This window comes from Bilifractor sp. HCP3S3_D3, from assembly GCF_052063915.1.
Classification (GTDB): domain Bacteria; phylum Bacillota; class Clostridia; order Lachnospirales; family Lachnospiraceae; genus Bilifractor.
Genome location: NZ_JBQHWP010000012.1, coordinates 104,191 through 120,501 on the forward strand (window position 1 = coordinate 104,191; position 16,311 = coordinate 120,501).

Consider the following 16,311-nt stretch of genomic DNA (forward strand, 5'->3'; position numbering starts at 1 on the left):
GATATGATCAAAGTAATTACATATGGCACTTATGACCTGCTGCATTATGGTCATATCAGGCTGCTTGAAAGAGCCAAAGCATTGGGAGATTATCTGATTGTCGGGGTTACAGCAGATGATTTTGATAGACAGCGCGGTAAGATCAATGTCCAACAGACACTGGAAGAACGTGTTGCAGCAGTTAAAGAAACCGGAATTGCAGATAAAATTATCATTGAGGAGTATGAAGGTCAGAAGATTGACGACATCAAACGCTATGGTGTGGATATCTTCACGGTGGGGTCTGACTGGGAAGGTTATTTTGACTATTTGAATGAATACTGTAAAGTAGTATATCTCCCTCGAACACAGGGCGTATCCAGCTCTGAACTACGTGCGGAAAAGAGCTCAGTAAAAATCGGGATGGTGGGCTATTCGTCCTTTTTAAATAAGGTTTACAGAGAATCCAAGTTCGTCAATGCAGTCGATGTAACTTCTATTTGCTCATCGGATTTTACCAAGTTGAAAGATATCAGAAAAGAAACTCTACAGTGTACTGATAATTATAGCGCAATGTTGGATAATGTGGATGCGGTATATATTCATTCGCACCCAACTCTGCATTATGATGAGATTCATAAGGCTCTTGAGGCAGGTAAACATGTTCTGTGCGAGAGCCCAGTCGTACTCCAAAAGAAACAATATGATGAGTTGCTTCAGCTCGCTGGTAAAAATAATCTGATTCTTATGGAAGCGATTCGAACAGCTTATATGCTGGCTTACTCTAGATTACTTCTTATTGTAAAAGGTGGAAAGATTGGAAAAGTAGTGTCTGTAGATGCAACTTGTACCAGCCTTAGTACTTATGGAAATTTTGGAGAGAATAGTAAGAAATGGGGAAGCCTTGAAGATTGGGGTCCGACGGCGCTTCTTCCTGTGTTCCAGATCCTCGGTACAGGATATACTGAGGTGGATTTCTTTTCCATTGAAGATAATAAATATCCAGGTACAGACGCTTTCACAAAAGTAAATGTCAGTTATCCGGACGCCACAGCAACCATTAAGGTTGGTACTGGAGTGAAGTCAGAAGGGGAGCTAATTGTATCAGGAACAAAAGGGTATATTTATGTACCAGCTCCGTGGTGGAAGACGGATTACTTTGAAGTGCGTTACGAACATCCAGAAGACAACAAACGGCAGTTCTATCAGTTGGAAGGCGATGGCATCCGGTATGAATTGGTAGAATTCGCTCATGCAATACAGAAAGGTGATGCAGAATTCTATATTAACCGAAATGTTACCGGAGCTATCGTGGATGTGATGGAGAGGTTCACAAATCAGTATTGCTAATATAAGAACATTTGAAGGAACGATATAACAGCAACATTTGTTGAAAGAAAGTTTAAAAATAAACCGTTTAAAGGTGACTTGATGAATATTCCGCACTTAAAAAGCCGCCAATCCGGGCGCACCACCGCGACTCCGCTACCAGATTGCCAACATTCCTCTTCATCCTGTCCGGAATACTGATACCGTAGATATCTCCCCTCACAATTACTCCCGCACCGGCTCTATTCCACAATAACTAATGATAGAGGTGAACTTGATTTATTGTTTAAAAAGTATATTTCCATCCTACTTGTAATCCTATCCATCCTCCTCATCATTGCATTTACGCTACAACCAGGCTCGGCGTCAGCTGCGCTTGCTATGCATTTTGTCAACGTTATTGCGAAGGTGAATAATAAATTGAATCACACCACGGCAGATTGGTATTCCTTCTACATTCTCGTCCGAAAGTTTGCCCATTCAGTAGAATACCTGGTGATGGGAGTAGCGTCAAGTTTTTTCTTCCTTGTGTGGGGCAAGAAACATCCATATCTTTTGGCTGTAGTATTCTGCGCTGTTGTGTCGATATGTGACCAGCTCAGTAAGATCGTTGTACCAGGACGCGAATTCGACATTACAGACATTCCGTTCGATGTGATGGGATATCTGATCGGAATCTTATTCGTGTATGTAGCGAGCCATGAGTGGCATAAGTTCAAACAGAGGTGATGTGATTCACTCTGCTTCTCAATACCCGTACTTCCTCCGCATCCTGAATAAGTAACGCTGTAGCTGCTATCCTAGTAACAGGTGGATGGGGGAGGCTATGGCAGCACGATAGAATAAAAATAGAGCGGTTTCATGCTGTTGCACTGGCCAGGTACTTTCCATCTCCAGGGGTGGGTCAGTTTTAAACGTTAAACATGGGTCAGTTTTAATTATAAACCAACACACGAGCATAGGAGAGAAAATGAAAACAACATTACTTATCATGGCAGCCGGTATCGGTAGCCGCTTCGGAACGGGAATTAAGCAGTTGGAGCCAGTGGATGATGCTAGACATATCATTATGGACTACTCAATCCATGATGCGATTGAGGCAGGTTTTAACCATGTAGTGTTTATCATCCGCAAAGATATCGAGAAAGAGTTTAAAGAGATTATTGGGGATCGAATTGCCTCCATTTGCTCTTCTCATAACGTAACAGTAGATTACGCTTTCCAGGATATCAACGATATTCCGGGAGAACTTCCGGAAGGCCGTACAAAGCCGTGGGGAACCGGTCAGGCTGTTCTTGCAGCGAAGGACGTAATTAAAACTCCGTTCATCGTCATTAACGCAGACGATTACTATGGCAAGGAAGGCTTCAAGGCCGTCCATGAGTATCTGGTGAATGGCGACAAGTCCTGCATGGCTGGTTTCGTTCTGAAGAACACGCTGTCTGATAACGGTGGTGTGACTCGTGGTATCTGCAAGATGGATGAGAATGGAAACTTGACTGAGGTTGTGGAAACCAAGAACATCGTAAAGACTGCAGATGGAGCAGAGGCAGACGGTGTTGTTGTTGATGTGAATTCTCTGGTATCCATGAATATGTGGGGCTTGACTCCTGATTTTCTGGATGTGCTGGAGGAGGGCTTCAAGGAGTTCTTCGAGAAAGAAGTACCGGGTAATCCGCAGAAAGCAGAATATCTGATTCCTATCTTCATCGGTGAACTGCTGGAGCAGGGAAAGATGTCCGTAAAGGTCCTGAAGACCAACGACACCTGGTACGGAATGACCTATCATGAAGATGTCGCAGCAGTAAGGGATAGCTTCGAGAAAATGTTAGCGGATGGCGTATACATGACTGATTTATTTGCAGACTTGTGATATAAAGGGGAGTGGTAGCTCCCTACGCTGCTTGAAACTTTGCACACCTCTCCGTGGTGAGCAGCAGGCAACGATCTTATGGTCGGCGAAGATGTGAGAAAAGAAAATTAGATTGGGGGACAATAAAATGTATAGAATTAATCACAATGACGCAATTGAGTTGGAACATCAGGTTAGAAGGCTTTATGGCTGTGATCGAGGTGGCATCTCTGGTATGGCTGATGCAGATTATTTTGAAGATCATCCAATTCAGGCAGCAGTTTTGGTTGTTTCTTATATTCATGCTAATCATCGTGAGCGCGGTCCATACCAGTTTGATGAGTTTCTCAATAAATATGAGACTATTTTTGAATATCCGGACGAGAATAATGCAGCCGATGAGGTAAGAAATTATATTGATGAGCTCAGTTCTATTGTCAAGCAGTACATTTAAAGATCAATGGTAAATGAGTGTATGTAAAAGAAAGGCTGAATTAATATGCCCAGAACGAAAGGCAGCAAAAACCGTCCCAAAACCAATATCACCAAAGACTACGCATCCCAGATCGCAGAAAAGCAAGAGACTATTGCGTCTCTGAATACTGAAATCGCATCCATCACCGCCAACATTGACACTTTGAAGGCTGATTTGAAGGAGAAGAAGACTGCTCTGAAGAAGGCCGAAAAAGAAGTGGCATCTCTGGAAGCGAAGAAGGCAAAGGCAGATGCTAAGGCCGCTGAAGAAGCTAAGAAGACCGAAGCAGAGGCTGTGCTGAAGAAGCTGCTGGCCAGCGGCATGAGTGCGGACGAAATCCTCGAAAAACTGAAATAAGATCGGCCGTGTGGACAAACTGAACTCCAGAAGTTCACACGTTTTTTTTGAAGGTCGCTATATAGTTTATAACGGAAATAAAAGAAATGGAGTGTGACATAAAATGAATTTATCAAAAATACATCATATTGCAATCATTGTATCTGACTATGAAGCAGCTAAGGATTTCTATGTGAACAAGCTGGGATTCTCTGTCATCAGAGAAAACTATCGCCCAGAGCGTAAAGACTGGAAGCTGGATCTGCGTGTTAACGAACACACAGAGCTGGAGATTTTTGCAGAAGAAAACCCGCCGAAGCGTGTGAACCACCCGGAGGCCTGTGGGCTGCGTCACCTTGCATTTTGTGTGGAGAGCGTGGAGCAGACAGTGAATGAGTTGGCAGAGGTAGGAATTGAATGTGAGCCAATTCGTGTGGATGATTACACCGGCAAGAAGATGACCTTCTTCCATGACCCGGACGGACTGCCGTTGGAGCTGCATGAGTAAAATGAAGAAAACAAGAAAACCAGGGGGTGGCCGGAAGAAGTTGAAGCCAGAGTACGATGCCGGGAAAAATCTGAAAGAGCAGATGGAAAGTGCTGTGGCACTTTATGATTCTGAGATGTCCTTGCAGGCCATCGGCGAAGAACTGGGATTAAATCCAATCAAAGTAAGAAAGCTGCTCATCACGGCCGATGTGTACGAATCTGAAGTGGCGGAGAAGGTGCAAGCTACCTTTCAAGAATACCGTGAAACACAAGACTACAAAACCTCCATACTCTCAACTGCAAACACTCTGAAACTTTCCAAAGCCTCCGTCACCTCGTACCTGCCATATCGGAAAGGTGTGTACTTCCCAAGCACAGCAGAAAAAGGGAAGATCAGTGTCGGAGCAGAGCGGCAGCGGAGATACAGAGCAATGAAGCGGTGGAGGGTTGATCCGACAGAAGAAAACTTTTGGGGCATGGTTGTGTCCTATGCCGGGGTAGGATTTAAAACCTACTCTGGATTGTCATTCTCTTACGAAATTAAAAAAGGCAGGAACGGTGAGTACACAAAAGAGCTGTGGATCGACCGCCGGGAGAAGAGTAAAAGTCTAGCATGGAGTTCAGTGCTGCTGGCGCTGAAGAATATTAAAGGAGAAGTGGTAGACCGCCCGAAAGCTCTGGGCGATATCCGGGGAGTGAATTACATCTACGGAATGTTCTATCGGTTCGGATTGATCGATGTGCCGGATGAAGTGAAGGAGAAGATGGGGCATCCGAAAGACCGCAAAAAATAGGTTGCTATGTGCAAAAGTCTACGGTAAGATGTGCCGTAACTGAGGATGTGAATCTCAGTTGGGAAGGATGGTAGCATTATAGAAAAATTGAAGAAAATGCTGGAGGAGTATTTGAAGAAAACGGAACCAGAGTATTATCCGCCAGTGGAGAACCTGCTTGATCTGATCTACGAGCATTACACGGAGAACAACCCAGTAGAGAAAAACACAGTTTGAAGAATCCGGAGCCCGTTGAGCACCCTGTCCGGTGCAACTGAGCCACCATTTCGTTATTAACAGAGCCACCATTCCGGCGATAACTGAGCCACTTTTGTTTGGGACTCCTACAATGATGACAAACGCAATAGTGCGTTGAGATTCATTCAAAGGAGGTCACAGAAGTGACGAACTACAGAGAAATCCTCCGGCTGAAAAGCCAGGGGTACAGCGAGAGAAATATAGCTCTTGCTGCTTCGTGTTCCCGGAACACTGTTTCCGAAGTATTACAGAGGGCTGAGGATCATGGCCTTACCTGGCCGCTGTCCGCAAATGTAACCAATGCGGACCTGAAGAAGATCCTTTATCCTCCAGTAACTGACAGCCACAAAAGGCTGCCGGATTATAACCGCGTCAGAAAGGAGTTGATGCGAAACGGCGTAACCAAGAAGCTGCTTTGGACCGAGTATGTCAACGAATGCCAGCTGGCTGGCGATGAGCCGCTGATGTATTCCCAGTTCTGCTATTACATCCAGCAGGACGAGGAGAAACGGCGTGCAACAATGCACATCAACCGGAAGCCTGGTGAACGTGTGGAAGTCGACTGGGCCGGAGATCCGGCTCATTTCACCGATCCTGCGACCGGCGAAATTGTCAATGCCTACGTTTTCGTCGGGGTCATGCCCTATAGTCAGTACACCTACGCGGAAGCCTTTCTCGATGAAAAGCAAGCCGCATGGAACACCGCTCATGTACATATGTTCCAGTTCTTCGGCGGTGTACCAAAGATCCTGGTCCCTGATAATACGAAGACTGCAGTAGTCCACAATAAACGCTGGGAAGATCCGCAGGTGAACCGCTCCTACCATGAACTGGCAGAACATTATGGAACTGCAATCATTCCTGCGCGGATACGCCATCCGAAAGATTATCGGCGAAAAAGTGTTATCGGCAATCTCAGCCTGAAGTCCGATGTTCACGGCAGATTTCAGGCTGAGCAGCTATTGTGTATGTAACAGAAGAATCTGCTGCTTTGTCAGCATATTTATTTCGCAAGTTCCTCATAAACGTGTTTGTTTCGTTTTAATAGCTTTGCTGAGGAAGCAAGCACATCTGCATCAGATGCAGCTTTTACAGAATCATCTTGTGGAGCATAGTGGACAGTTAGAAAAACTTTGTTGTTTTTCAGAATCGTGACGTCACCATATTCCATTGCCATACGGGCAACCTTGGAGAAGTTCTGATTAGCTTCTGTCATCGAAACAGTTTTATCAGTGTCAATAATCATAATGAGTACCTCCTTGGTATTTTTGATTACAGATAAATTCTAGGATAAATTCAATGGATTATTTTGTTTTTTGCACCCCCAAAGGCAAAATGAAAATGTAGGTCGTTGCAAAATGGTTTTGTAGGTCGTTGCACCTACATTTTGCAGATTATTGCAAAGGATGAGTTTTAGTTGCAAAATATCTGGAAGTTCACATGATAGTGGCTTTCTCCACCATACAAATTTCACAATTTGCCTACTGTTTAGGATCCTGTAGTTGTGGTATATTATATCAATGGAGAGCAAAAAAATGGCAAATGTTTTTGATACAGCAAAATATATTCTAGAGCAGTCTGGCTCTATGTCAACGATGAAGCTTCAGAAACTGTGCTATTATTCTCAGGCATGGTCACTTGTTTGGGATGATTCTCCTTTATTTGAGGAAGACTTTCAGGCGTGGGCTAATGGTCCTGTATGTCCTGAATTGTTTTTCAAAACACAAGGGAAGTATTCGGCAAGTGCGAGTGATGAGACTGGCGGAGAAGGCGATTTATCGGACAATCAAAAAGACACCATAGATAAGGTGCTAGAGCATTATGGCAGCCACAACGCTCAATGGCTTAGCCAATTGACACATATGGAAGATCCGTGGATAAAAGCGAGAGAAGGTGTTCCGTCTGGTGCAGGATGTAACAATGTGATTACAAAGGAAAGCATGGCGGTATACTATGGCGGGCTCTAAGAGAAAAAAGGAAGTGAAACAGAAAAGAAGTTCCCAAAGGAAAATAATCGCTCAGGGTGGAGATCCTGAGCGATTTTCAGGCTATGCTTTTTTCACAGCCCCATTTTTCAAGGTACGGATTGTTTGCCGTTTACCCGAAAGTTCGATGAGCAGGGCAACGCCTACCTGATGATGGAAGAGTATCAGGTGGTTCTGGGTAAGCCGATGTTCAGGGAGAAGTGAACAAAAAAGGAGCCCGACGCATCAGGCTCCCTCTAGGTGTTGTCCGAAGACGACCACCGCAATTCGTATTACTTATATAACACAGACCGGGATTAAGTGCAAGCCATTTCAAGAATTGCTGATGAATTCCTGAAGCTTCCTAACTTTCCTAAACTTTTCTAACTTTTTAACCCTCAGGCATCTAACCCTAAAATATCGAATCGAGAAAAGCAGCTGAAAGCGATTATTCCATTGGTTACGATGTGAACAACCGTGAGCCACTGATGTACGAGAAGTATCCGGGAAGCATCAATGACGTTTCGCAGCTGCAGTACATGACCGCGAAGACAAAAGGGTACGGGTACAACAACATTGGTTTTATTCTGGATCGGGGCTATTTCAGCAAAGAAAACCAGAAGTTTATGGATGAAAACGGATTTGCATTTATTATCATGGTGAAAGGCATCAAGAACTTTATTCATGATCAGATCCGTCAGCAGAAAGGCTCCTTTGAAAACGACTGGCGTAATCAGATCGCGGAATTCGGCGTGTACGGGAAGACGGTTCACACACTTGAAAAAATCGAGATGTGCAGGCAGTTGGATAACGTATACAGGATGGATCATGCGGTGACGAAGACACAGAAAGAAATCCTGAGCGTCTTTGGAATTGATGCATCTCATGTGAAATATAAGGCTGCCTGCATCAGCAGTGCGCTAAAGGAGGGAACAAAGTAATGGCAAGAACAATTAGCAGAGATGCACTGGAGCAAAAGATCAATGAGTTTTAGTTGCAAAATCTCTGGAAGTTCACAGAGGACAGCAATCCGACGTATCGGTACTGATTGACAATACCCTATCTGATAGGGTATACTTTTTTATATACAAGTGAAAAGAGATTCAACATAGATGATTGCCATGCTAGAAGAACAGGCAAGAGAACTACATGGAGGTGATGGGGATGAATGAAATCTATGACAGCATCATGCGTGGCCTTCAGGAAGCTGTTGATGACGCCAAAGGGAAAAGAAAGCTTCAAAGAAGAATTGTTTCTGTGACGCCAGTAAAAACGTACACAGCAAATGAAGTAAAGGAGATTCGAAAGAGGACAGGAATGTCTCAGCAGTTGTTTGCTGAGTACATGGGAGTTTCTGATAAAACAGTGGAAGCATGGGAGTCAGGACGAAATCATCCATCTGGAAGCTCAAGCAGGCTCCTTAGCATGATGGAAGAGAATGACAATCTGACAAGGGAATATCCTTTTGTTGAAGTTAAAGCGTAAAGAATAGAATGTTTTTTGCAAGCCCTATTTGAAGAAAAGTATCTCCTGCTTCCAATCTGCTGCACCGCGACGGCCTTTGCTATTCATTATAGGAACATGGAAATATCTCTATCGAAGAAGATCCGGAAAACGTCACCATTTAATATTGCGAAGAGGTCAATTCGTAAAGGATTGCCTTTATTAAGTCTGGCAGAGGCTGTTCCCTTATGTTAATATGAATTTCATGAGATACCTACTGTAATTTCTTAATAAAAGTCACAGAATATTTTTTGCGTGGAGGAGGGTATAACATGGCAGAAGGAAAACGTACACGTCGCAGTCGCTCAGAGGTATTGCAGAGCAAACTGGAAAAGTTAAAGGAAGATCAGGTAAAGTATACACAGAAACTTCAGGTAATAAACGATCAGATAAAGCAGATCGAAGATGAACTGAATGAACAGCGTGTGGACGAAGTAATGGCAGAGATCACGGCACAAGGACTTACCATAGACCAGGCACTGGAAAAACTTCGTTCCTGACATTAGATATGTCTGTGAATGCTTCATGAAGGAATTGCTGAAGGCAATCGAAGCAAGCCCACGATCCTACGACGAGATCATAAAATTCCTTGCCGGAAAATCGGATTTAGACGAGGAATGAGGGAGCATGCAGCTTTGAGGGTTATTTTTTCAGGAAGTTGACGGGAGCACAATATGAAGCGCTCAATGAAAGCTATGTGATCTTCATCACAGAAAACGATGTGCTGGGGAAGAGCCTTCCGATTTATCACATTGAGCGCATGATTGCGGAAACCGGAGAGCCGTTTGAAGATGAAGAGCATATCGTTTATGTGAACTCACAGATTAAAGATGAAACTTCTTTCGGAAAGCTGATGCATGATTTCGCTTGTACCGAAGCAAAGGACATGTATTATCATGTGTTGGCGGATCGGGTCAGATATTTTAAAGAAGACGAGAAAGGAGTGACGGCTATGTGCAAGGCTATGGAAGATATGAGAAATGAAGCAAGAGCTGAAGGTTCAAAAGAAAACGCCGTTCGTTCGGCTCGTGAGATGATCAAAGACGGAGATTTAAGCTATGAGAAGATAGCTCAATATTCAGGACTAACCGTTGACGAAGTAAAGGAACTGGCAACCAAACAGCCTGCATAAAAATTTAAATCATCTTTTCTAAGGAAGATCCCTTCTGTGGGGATCTTCTTTTTTGCCTTTTTCGGATGGGTTGTAAACGGTAAACAATCCGTGTAAATGGAAACGACCGGAAGATCGGAGATGAGGAATCCCAGCTGTAGTTGAAGAGATGTATTTGTGCGGTGGTGCGGATGCGATAACTGGCGTTGAAGATATATGTAATCAATGATATAATTTGCATATAGATTTGTTGGGAGGTGTTTGACATGATGACTTTGAAGGAATCCATCAGACCATCGGCTGATCTACGAAATCATTACAATGAGATCTCAAAGCAGTGCAAGGAGAACCGAGAGGCAGTAATTATTACAGTAAATGGCAGGGGCGATACCGTTTCGATCTCCTATGAAGAATATCAGAATATGAGAGCCCGGATCGAATTGCTGGAGCTTCTGGCACAAGGTGAGGACGACGTGAAGAACGGTCGTGTGGCACCGATTACGGAAACATTCGATGATCTGAGGAAGCAGCTTCAGGTGCGCTAATGGAAAAGTACGAGATTGTAAGAACAGATACCGCAGATGAGGGAATCCGGCGCATCATACTTTATGTTGCACAGAATTTTGGAGCGGAGGTTGCGCTGAAAAAACTGGACGATATGGAGAAAAGCATTCTGTCTCTGGGGGACAATCCCTCTGCAGGAGTTGATCCGCGATATCTGGTGTTGAAACGCGAAGGATATAAGGTTCTTATTCTGGAAAAGGACCTTATATTCTATAAGATAGACGAAAATAGAAGAAGAGTAATTGTGTATGCGGTCGTCGATCAGAGACAGGATTATTTGAACGTTATTCTTGGACTGTGAAGTCCGTAAGCATGAGACTTTTCAAAAACAGACTGCTGCGGAATGAAAGATATTGATGAAATTCAGTAAAGGAATATTTTCATATGGACACACATGATATAGATCAGTATATTGCCTCGCATGTGGAGGAGGCATTGGCGAAGGGATGGGTTACACCTTATTTTCAGCCAATTATCCGTACAATAACGAATAGTTTTGCGGGCGCCGAGGCGCTTGCCCGTTGGGAAGATCCGGTATTTGGCCTTTTAATGCCGGGTACCTTTGTGCCGATCCTGGAACAGAAGGGACTGATCTATAAATTAGACTGCTTTATCCTGAAGGAAGTGGCGAAGCTGCAGCGGAACCGGATCGATGCGGGTCTTCCTGTCGGACCGATTTCGGTTAATCTGTCACGACAGGATTTTGATCACGTGGATATGGCTGCATATGCGAAAAAAGTTTGCGATACGTACAATATTCGCCGCGATCTAATCGTGCTGGAGCTTACCGAGAGTCTGCTGGTCACGGACAAGGAGAAGATGACGTCAGTTGTCAGAGAACTTCGGGCCGAGGGATTTGCGATCTGGATGGATGATTTCGGGAGCGGCTATTCTTCCCTGACTTTTCTGAATGACTATACGCTTGATCTGATTAAGCTGGATATGGGCTTTTTGAAGTCCTTTACACATACCTCCATGGAAATCATGAAAAGTGCCGTCAGCATGGCAAAGAATCTGGGCATACGGACGCTTGCGGAAGGGGTTGAGACAGAAGAACAGGCACATTTTCTGAAGGAGATCGGATGCGACATGATGCAGGGGTATTATTTCTCGAAGCCGCTGCATATGCAGGAGGTGCCGGAATTTCTGCGTCATATGAATATGCCTTCGGAAGTGATCGAATGGAAGGACTTCTATGACCGGGCAGATGCCTGCGTGATTGACAGCGACGTGCCGCGGGCGGTCATGGAGTACGACATAACAAATGATCATATTCATTATCTGTATATCAACAGACATGAAAAGGAGCAGCTGCGCAGTATCGGACGTGTTCACAGAGAAAATTCGGAATTTGTCCTGAATGTCAGGAATACTTCGCTACATGCCAGACTGCTGGAGTTCTACGGTCATTTGCTCCGGGGTGACGGAAGCGCTTCCCTGTATGTATCGGACAATTCTTTTTTTGTCCGTCTGGATGGAAAAATGATCGTTAAACAGGACAATCGATGCGTATTTCTCCTGTCTATCGTCAATATTACCGAGGAACGGACGCAGAAGATCGGTGAAGTACTCTACAAATCGGTATCGGATATTATGCTGTTGTTTGATGATGTCCATGTGCTGAACCCGGAACAGGATACTGCGGATACTGTGCTCAACAACTTCGGCATTGAAGGCGGCCGCACGGATCATGATCCACTTCGCAAGGGGCTTGAGAGCTTTTGCCATCATATGATTTTTCCGGAGGATCGGGAACGTTACTGGGCTTTTGCTGATCCTGACACGATGCTTGAACGGTTACGGAAGGCTCCGGACGGAGTATGCCGCGATTACTTTCGTGTGCTGCATACCGCCGATAATCAAAATGAAAGCTTTGAATGGAAAGAATTCAATCTTCTGCTGATTCCCGGTTCGGAAGAACAAAAGGTTCTTTCCTGCATCAAGAATGCCGAGCCAACAGAAGGCAGAAAATTCTTTTGGGACTGCTGATTCAGACGTTTCCAAAACTGCCGCCTACTTGTAAATGACGAATGGATCAGAGTGACTGAGGCTTTTGAGATGGAGGTGCCCATGGAACTGATTCGATTTGAGCATGTGTACAAGACCTATGGTAAGGGAGAGGGACAGGTTCATGCCCTCGCTGATGTTTCTTTTTCGGTAAAGGAAGGAGAGTTCTGTGTCCTTCTGGGTGCCTCCGGCGCCGGCAAGACGACGCTGCTGAATCTTCTGGGAGGCATGGACCGGGTAAGCTCCGGTACCATCCTCTTTGGCGATCAGGAGGTTTCCGCCATGAAGGAAAGGAAACTTGTGGATTACCGGCGCAGGGAGGTGGGTTTTGTCTTCCAGTTCTACAATCTGATTCCCAGTCTGACCGCTCTTGAGAATGTGGAGATTGCGGCGATGCTCTGCGACCATCCGATTCCGGCAGAAAAAGCTCTTGACATGGTCGGTCTTTCAAAGCGGGCAGGGAACTTTCCTGCGCAGCTTTCCGGCGGGGAGCAGCAGCGGGTCGCGATTGCCAGAGCGCTTGCGAAGAATCCGAGGATGCTTCTCTGCGATGAACCGACGGGTGCGCTGGATTTTGTGACCGGCAAGGCGGTACTTAAGATGCTGTATGATCTCGGCAGAGAGAACGGGACCACTGTGCTGATGATCACGCACAATTCCGCGATCGCCCAGATGGCGGACCGGGTTCTCAGAATTCAGTCAGGGCGGATTGTGGCAGATGCTTTGAATGAGCACCCGAAGAAGGCGGAGGAACTCGAATGGTGAGACAGGGGAAGACGGCCGGGAAGCTGGCTCGCCGCAGTATTCTCGCCCAGAAAAAGAGATATTTCGCGATTCTTCTGATTGTGCTGCTGTCCGTGGGCTTTCTCTCCGGGCTTAAGGTGACAAAGGAGCAGATGTGGGATGCGGCAGGGCGGTACCTTGCGGCGACAAACATGTATGATTACAGAGTTTATTCCACACTTGGCTTTTCCGAAGAGGACATCGGGAAGCTTGGGGAGGTTACCGGAATTTATGACGCGGAAGGGGAGAAGACGGCGGATGTGATCTTCGATTTCGCGGGGACGGCAAGAGATTATCAGGTCCTGTCACTTCCGGAGAAAATCAACGTTCCGAGTCTGTACGCGGGGCGCCTTCCCGGGAAGGATACCGAATGCCTCGCGGATCATAGAGCCTTCTCGGAGAGCGATATCGGAAAGACCATCAGGGTTTCTTCGGACAATGACGCGGAGACAGGGGATCTTCTCAGCCACAAGACCTATACGATTGTCGGGCTCGTGAACTCGCCGCTGTTTCTTTCTTCCGACAGAGGAAGCGCTCCCGATGGAAAGGGTGAGCGCGCGGGTTATCTCTACCTGCCTCCGGATAATTTCACCTCGGATTTTTATACCGGGGCAGATCTCGTTCTGAATCCGGACGGTGAAGAGAAGGAGCCGGATGCGATATTCGGGAATGCGTATGAGGATCTGACGGCAAAGTATAAGAACAGCGTGAAGGAGGAGGCGAAGGAGCTTTCGGAGAACCGGTACGAAAGCATTCTCTCTGAGATCCGGGAAGCCGCGGCACAGGCTGCGATGTCAGCGGCAGCGTCCGAAGACCCGGCAGCAAATGCCGCAACGTCGGAAGGGCCGTCGGCAGCAAATGCCGCAACGTCAGAAGGGGCACAGGCAGCAATGTCAGCGGCAGTGTCCGAGGGCTCGGCAGCAAATGCCGCAGCATCGGAAGGAATGTCGGCTGCGTCGGAAGGGCCGTCGGCTGCGGCAGATGCTGTGGCGGCGCCGAAGGTATATGTGCTCACCCGCGGCGAGAACGCGGGGTATGTGAGCTTTGAGAGCGACACCTCGATTATCCATTCGATTGCGGATATCTTCCCGCTGTTTTTCATATTAATCGCGCTTCTGGTATGCATCACGACCATGCTGCGGATGGTGGAGGAGGAACGCGGACAGATCGGAACGCTCAAGGCTCTCGGGTATTCGGAAGGCGCGATTGCCGGAAAGTACATGCGGTATGCGTTAAGTGCCGCTGTTCTGGGCTGGGCGGGAGGCTTTTTTCCGGGAACCTTTTTCCTGCCCCGGGGTTTCTGGGCGGCATATTCTACGCTTTACGACTTTATCGGGCTCCGGTACCTTTTTGATGGCGGACTGGCTGTCGTGACACTCCTGGTAACCGTTCTGTCGATCGGAATCGGCACCATGGCGGCCTGTGTGCGGGTGATGCGGGAGACGCCGGCATCACTGATCCGTCCGAGGTCGACGAAACCTGGAAAGCGGATTCTGCTTGAGTACTGCACGCCGGTCTGGAGGAGGCTGTCGTTTCTTCGTAAGGCGACGCTCCGGAATATGCTTCGGTATAAGATCCGGATGATTATGATGCTGGTGGGTGTCGGCTGTTCGGGCGCTCTGGTGGTCACTGCGTTCGGAGTCCGTGACTCGATGGTTCATGTCGGAAGTCAGCAGTATGACGGAATTCAGACCTATCAGCTTGAATGCGCGATCGATACAGATCAGAGGTCTCTGGCGGACATTATAAAGGAGGTAGAAGAAGAGAAGGACGTCACAAAGGTTCTGCCTGTCTTCAGCAAGGTTCTGGATGTTTCGTCGAAAACCTCTTCCATGAGCTCGGTCAGTCTTTACGCCTTCGCGGACAGGGCGGACCTGTCCGGTTTCTGGAAGCTGTCAGATGTGTCGGACGGCGGAACGCTGGTCGTGCCGGATGATGGTTCGGCGCTTGTCTCCAGGCGGCTCTCCGAGAAGCTCGGTCTGTCGGTGGGAACGAAATTTACGGCTTCCGGACAGACGCTGCGGGCGGGGCACACCTTTGTCAACTACATTGGAAATTTCATTCTGACTTCACAAAAAACAGGTGAGGATCTCTTCGGGGAGACAGGTCCGAACACGCTGCTGATCTGCACGAGGAATCTTTCTGCCGGACAGGAGCAGTCTCTGAGCGAGAAACTGGGGATGATAACCGGTGTGACCGGTATCACAAGGCTCTCCGAGAGCCGGGCCAAAGTGGATGGATCTGTCGCCTGCCTGAATTATATTATCTGGCTGCTCATAGCCTTTGCCGGAGCGCTGTCCTTCATCGTGATCTTTAATCTGACAAACATCAACCTTGAGGAGCGAAGCCGTGAGATCGCAACGGTCGAGGTGCTGGGGTTCACCCCCGGAGAGGTGCGCTTCTATGTGCTCAGGGAAAATCTGGTGCTTTCTTTTATTGCGGGACTTCTGGGAATTCCGCTGGGGATTCTCTGTACACATGCAGTGGTGAGCCGGATTCTGCTCGACAATATGACGTATCAGATTGCGGTTCGGCCGTTCAGCTGTGTGCTGGCACTTATCATTACGGTGCTGTTTGCGGTGATCGTGAACGTTCTGATGCGACGGCAGATTCGCCGTATCAATATGGCTGAGTCGCTCAAGGCGGTGGAATAAAGGAAGATTCGGAATTCTTAGGGCGTGTCTTCCGCCGGATAATGGATCCGGCGTAGATAATCATTTGTATTGATTCGTATGAATTGAGCAGGGGCAGGAAATATCCTGCCCCTGTTTCTTGCAGTGCGCCTAGCGGCGCACGTTTCCAACGGGTTCAAGTCCCGAATCCACCCGGTAGTGGGAAGGATATAGCCGAAGGCAAGGGTGTCCGCCGCGAGACGGAATCTGAAGGAA

The 16,311-nt window shown here is 46.8% G+C and carries 19 protein-coding genes; 18 read left to right on the plus strand and 1 reads right to left on the minus strand.

Translation table 11 applies throughout. From position 1 onward, the window contains the following. Positions 1-3: 3 nt before the first annotated feature. From ACTNDI_RS08885 to istA, 8 genes are all read left to right on the plus strand, one after another. A complete protein-coding gene (locus ACTNDI_RS08885) occupies positions 4-1,329 on the plus strand; it encodes a Gfo/Idh/MocA family oxidoreductase (protein ID WP_441100629.1) in 1,326 nt (441 codons plus the stop codon). Positions 1,330-1,590: 261 nt separating this feature from the next. Then, complete coding sequence (locus ACTNDI_RS08890; protein WP_441100630.1) at positions 1,591-2,037, plus strand: VanZ family protein; 447 nt, start codon at positions 1,591-1,593, stop codon at positions 2,035-2,037. 241 nt (positions 2,038-2,278) lie between these two features. Next, complete coding sequence (locus ACTNDI_RS08895) at positions 2,279-3,181, plus strand: sugar phosphate nucleotidyltransferase (RefSeq protein ID WP_441100631.1); 903 nt, start codon at positions 2,279-2,281, stop codon at positions 3,179-3,181. Positions 3,182-3,308: 127 nt separating this feature from the next. Next, a complete protein-coding gene (locus ACTNDI_RS08900; RefSeq protein ID WP_441100632.1) occupies positions 3,309-3,614 on the plus strand; it encodes a hypothetical protein in 306 nt (101 codons plus the stop codon). A 45-nt stretch (positions 3,615-3,659) separates the two neighbouring features. Next, complete coding sequence (locus ACTNDI_RS08905; RefSeq protein WP_441100633.1) at positions 3,660-3,992, plus strand: hypothetical protein; 333 nt, start codon at positions 3,660-3,662, stop codon at positions 3,990-3,992. 103 nt (positions 3,993-4,095) lie between these two features. Continuing rightward, positions 4,096-4,479 (plus strand): SMU1112c/YaeR family gloxylase I-like metalloprotein, encoded by a 384-nt coding sequence (gene gloA2 / locus ACTNDI_RS08910; protein WP_227617353.1) that lies wholly within the window; start codon positions 4,096-4,098, stop codon positions 4,477-4,479. 1 nt (position 4,480) lies between these two features. After that, a complete protein-coding gene (locus tag ACTNDI_RS08915; protein WP_441100634.1) occupies positions 4,481-5,254 on the plus strand; it encodes a hypothetical protein in 774 nt (257 codons plus the stop codon). Between the two features lie 380 nt (positions 5,255-5,634). Then, positions 5,635-6,465: an IS21 family transposase gene (gene istA / locus ACTNDI_RS08920; protein WP_441100635.1), complete on the plus strand. Its 831-nt coding sequence runs from the start codon at positions 5,635-5,637 to the stop codon at positions 6,463-6,465. Between the two features lie 29 nt (positions 6,466-6,494). Here the strand turns inward: istA and ACTNDI_RS08925 are convergent, their stop codons facing one another. Continuing rightward, positions 6,495-6,737 carry a type II toxin-antitoxin system Phd/YefM family antitoxin gene (locus ACTNDI_RS08925; protein WP_194611575.1) on the minus strand — a complete coding sequence of 81 codons (243 nt, stop codon included), beginning with the start codon at positions 6,735-6,737 and terminating at the stop codon, positions 6,495-6,497. A gap of 289 nt (positions 6,738-7,026) precedes the next feature. On the opposite strand from ACTNDI_RS08925, the gene ACTNDI_RS08930 reads away from it, so the two are divergent. The 10 genes from ACTNDI_RS08930 (at position 7,027) to ACTNDI_RS08975 (ending at position 16,077) form a co-directional block, all read left to right on the plus strand. Next, positions 7,027-7,458, plus strand: coding sequence for a Panacea domain-containing protein (locus tag ACTNDI_RS08930; protein ID WP_441100636.1), 432 nt, complete (start codon positions 7,027-7,029; stop codon positions 7,456-7,458). 464 nt (positions 7,459-7,922) lie between these two features. After that, positions 7,923-8,396, plus strand: a complete 474-nt coding sequence (locus ACTNDI_RS08935) for a transposase (protein ID WP_441100637.1) — start codon at positions 7,923-7,925, stop codon at positions 8,394-8,396. Between the two features lie 223 nt (positions 8,397-8,619). After that, positions 8,620-8,940 (plus strand): helix-turn-helix domain-containing protein, encoded by a 321-nt coding sequence (locus ACTNDI_RS08940; protein ID WP_441100638.1) that lies wholly within the window; start codon positions 8,620-8,622, stop codon positions 8,938-8,940. Positions 8,941-9,230: 290 nt separating this feature from the next. Next, positions 9,231-9,458 (plus strand): hypothetical protein, encoded by a 228-nt coding sequence (locus tag ACTNDI_RS08945; RefSeq protein ID WP_441100639.1) that lies wholly within the window; start codon positions 9,231-9,233, stop codon positions 9,456-9,458. Positions 9,459-9,655: 197 nt separating this feature from the next. Continuing rightward, positions 9,656-10,090 carry a hypothetical protein gene (locus ACTNDI_RS08950; protein ID WP_441100640.1) on the plus strand — a complete coding sequence of 145 codons (435 nt, stop codon included), beginning with the start codon at positions 9,656-9,658 and terminating at the stop codon, positions 10,088-10,090. A gap of 245 nt (positions 10,091-10,335) precedes the next feature. Next, positions 10,336-10,614, plus strand: a complete 279-nt coding sequence (locus tag ACTNDI_RS08955; protein WP_441100641.1) for a type II toxin-antitoxin system Phd/YefM family antitoxin — start codon at positions 10,336-10,338, stop codon at positions 10,612-10,614. Continuing rightward, positions 10,614-10,934 carry a type II toxin-antitoxin system RelE/ParE family toxin gene (locus tag ACTNDI_RS08960; protein ID WP_441100642.1) on the plus strand — a complete coding sequence of 107 codons (321 nt, stop codon included), beginning with the start codon at positions 10,614-10,616 and terminating at the stop codon, positions 10,932-10,934. The genes ACTNDI_RS08955 and ACTNDI_RS08960 overlap by 1 nt, the downstream gene beginning before the upstream one ends. A gap of 83 nt (positions 10,935-11,017) precedes the next feature. Next, positions 11,018-12,622, plus strand: a complete 1,605-nt coding sequence (locus ACTNDI_RS08965; protein WP_441100643.1) for an EAL domain-containing protein — start codon at positions 11,018-11,020, stop codon at positions 12,620-12,622. Between the two features lie 81 nt (positions 12,623-12,703). Beyond that, positions 12,704-13,405: an ABC transporter ATP-binding protein gene (locus ACTNDI_RS08970; RefSeq protein WP_441100644.1), complete on the plus strand. Its 702-nt coding sequence runs from the start codon at positions 12,704-12,706 to the stop codon at positions 13,403-13,405. After that, the gene (locus ACTNDI_RS08975; protein WP_441100645.1) at positions 13,399-16,077 is read left to right on the plus strand and encodes an ABC transporter permease; all 2,679 of its coding nucleotides are present in this window, start codon (positions 13,399-13,401) and stop codon (positions 16,075-16,077) included. The genes ACTNDI_RS08970 and ACTNDI_RS08975 overlap by 7 nt, the downstream gene beginning before the upstream one ends. Positions 16,078-16,311 lie beyond the last annotated feature (234 nt).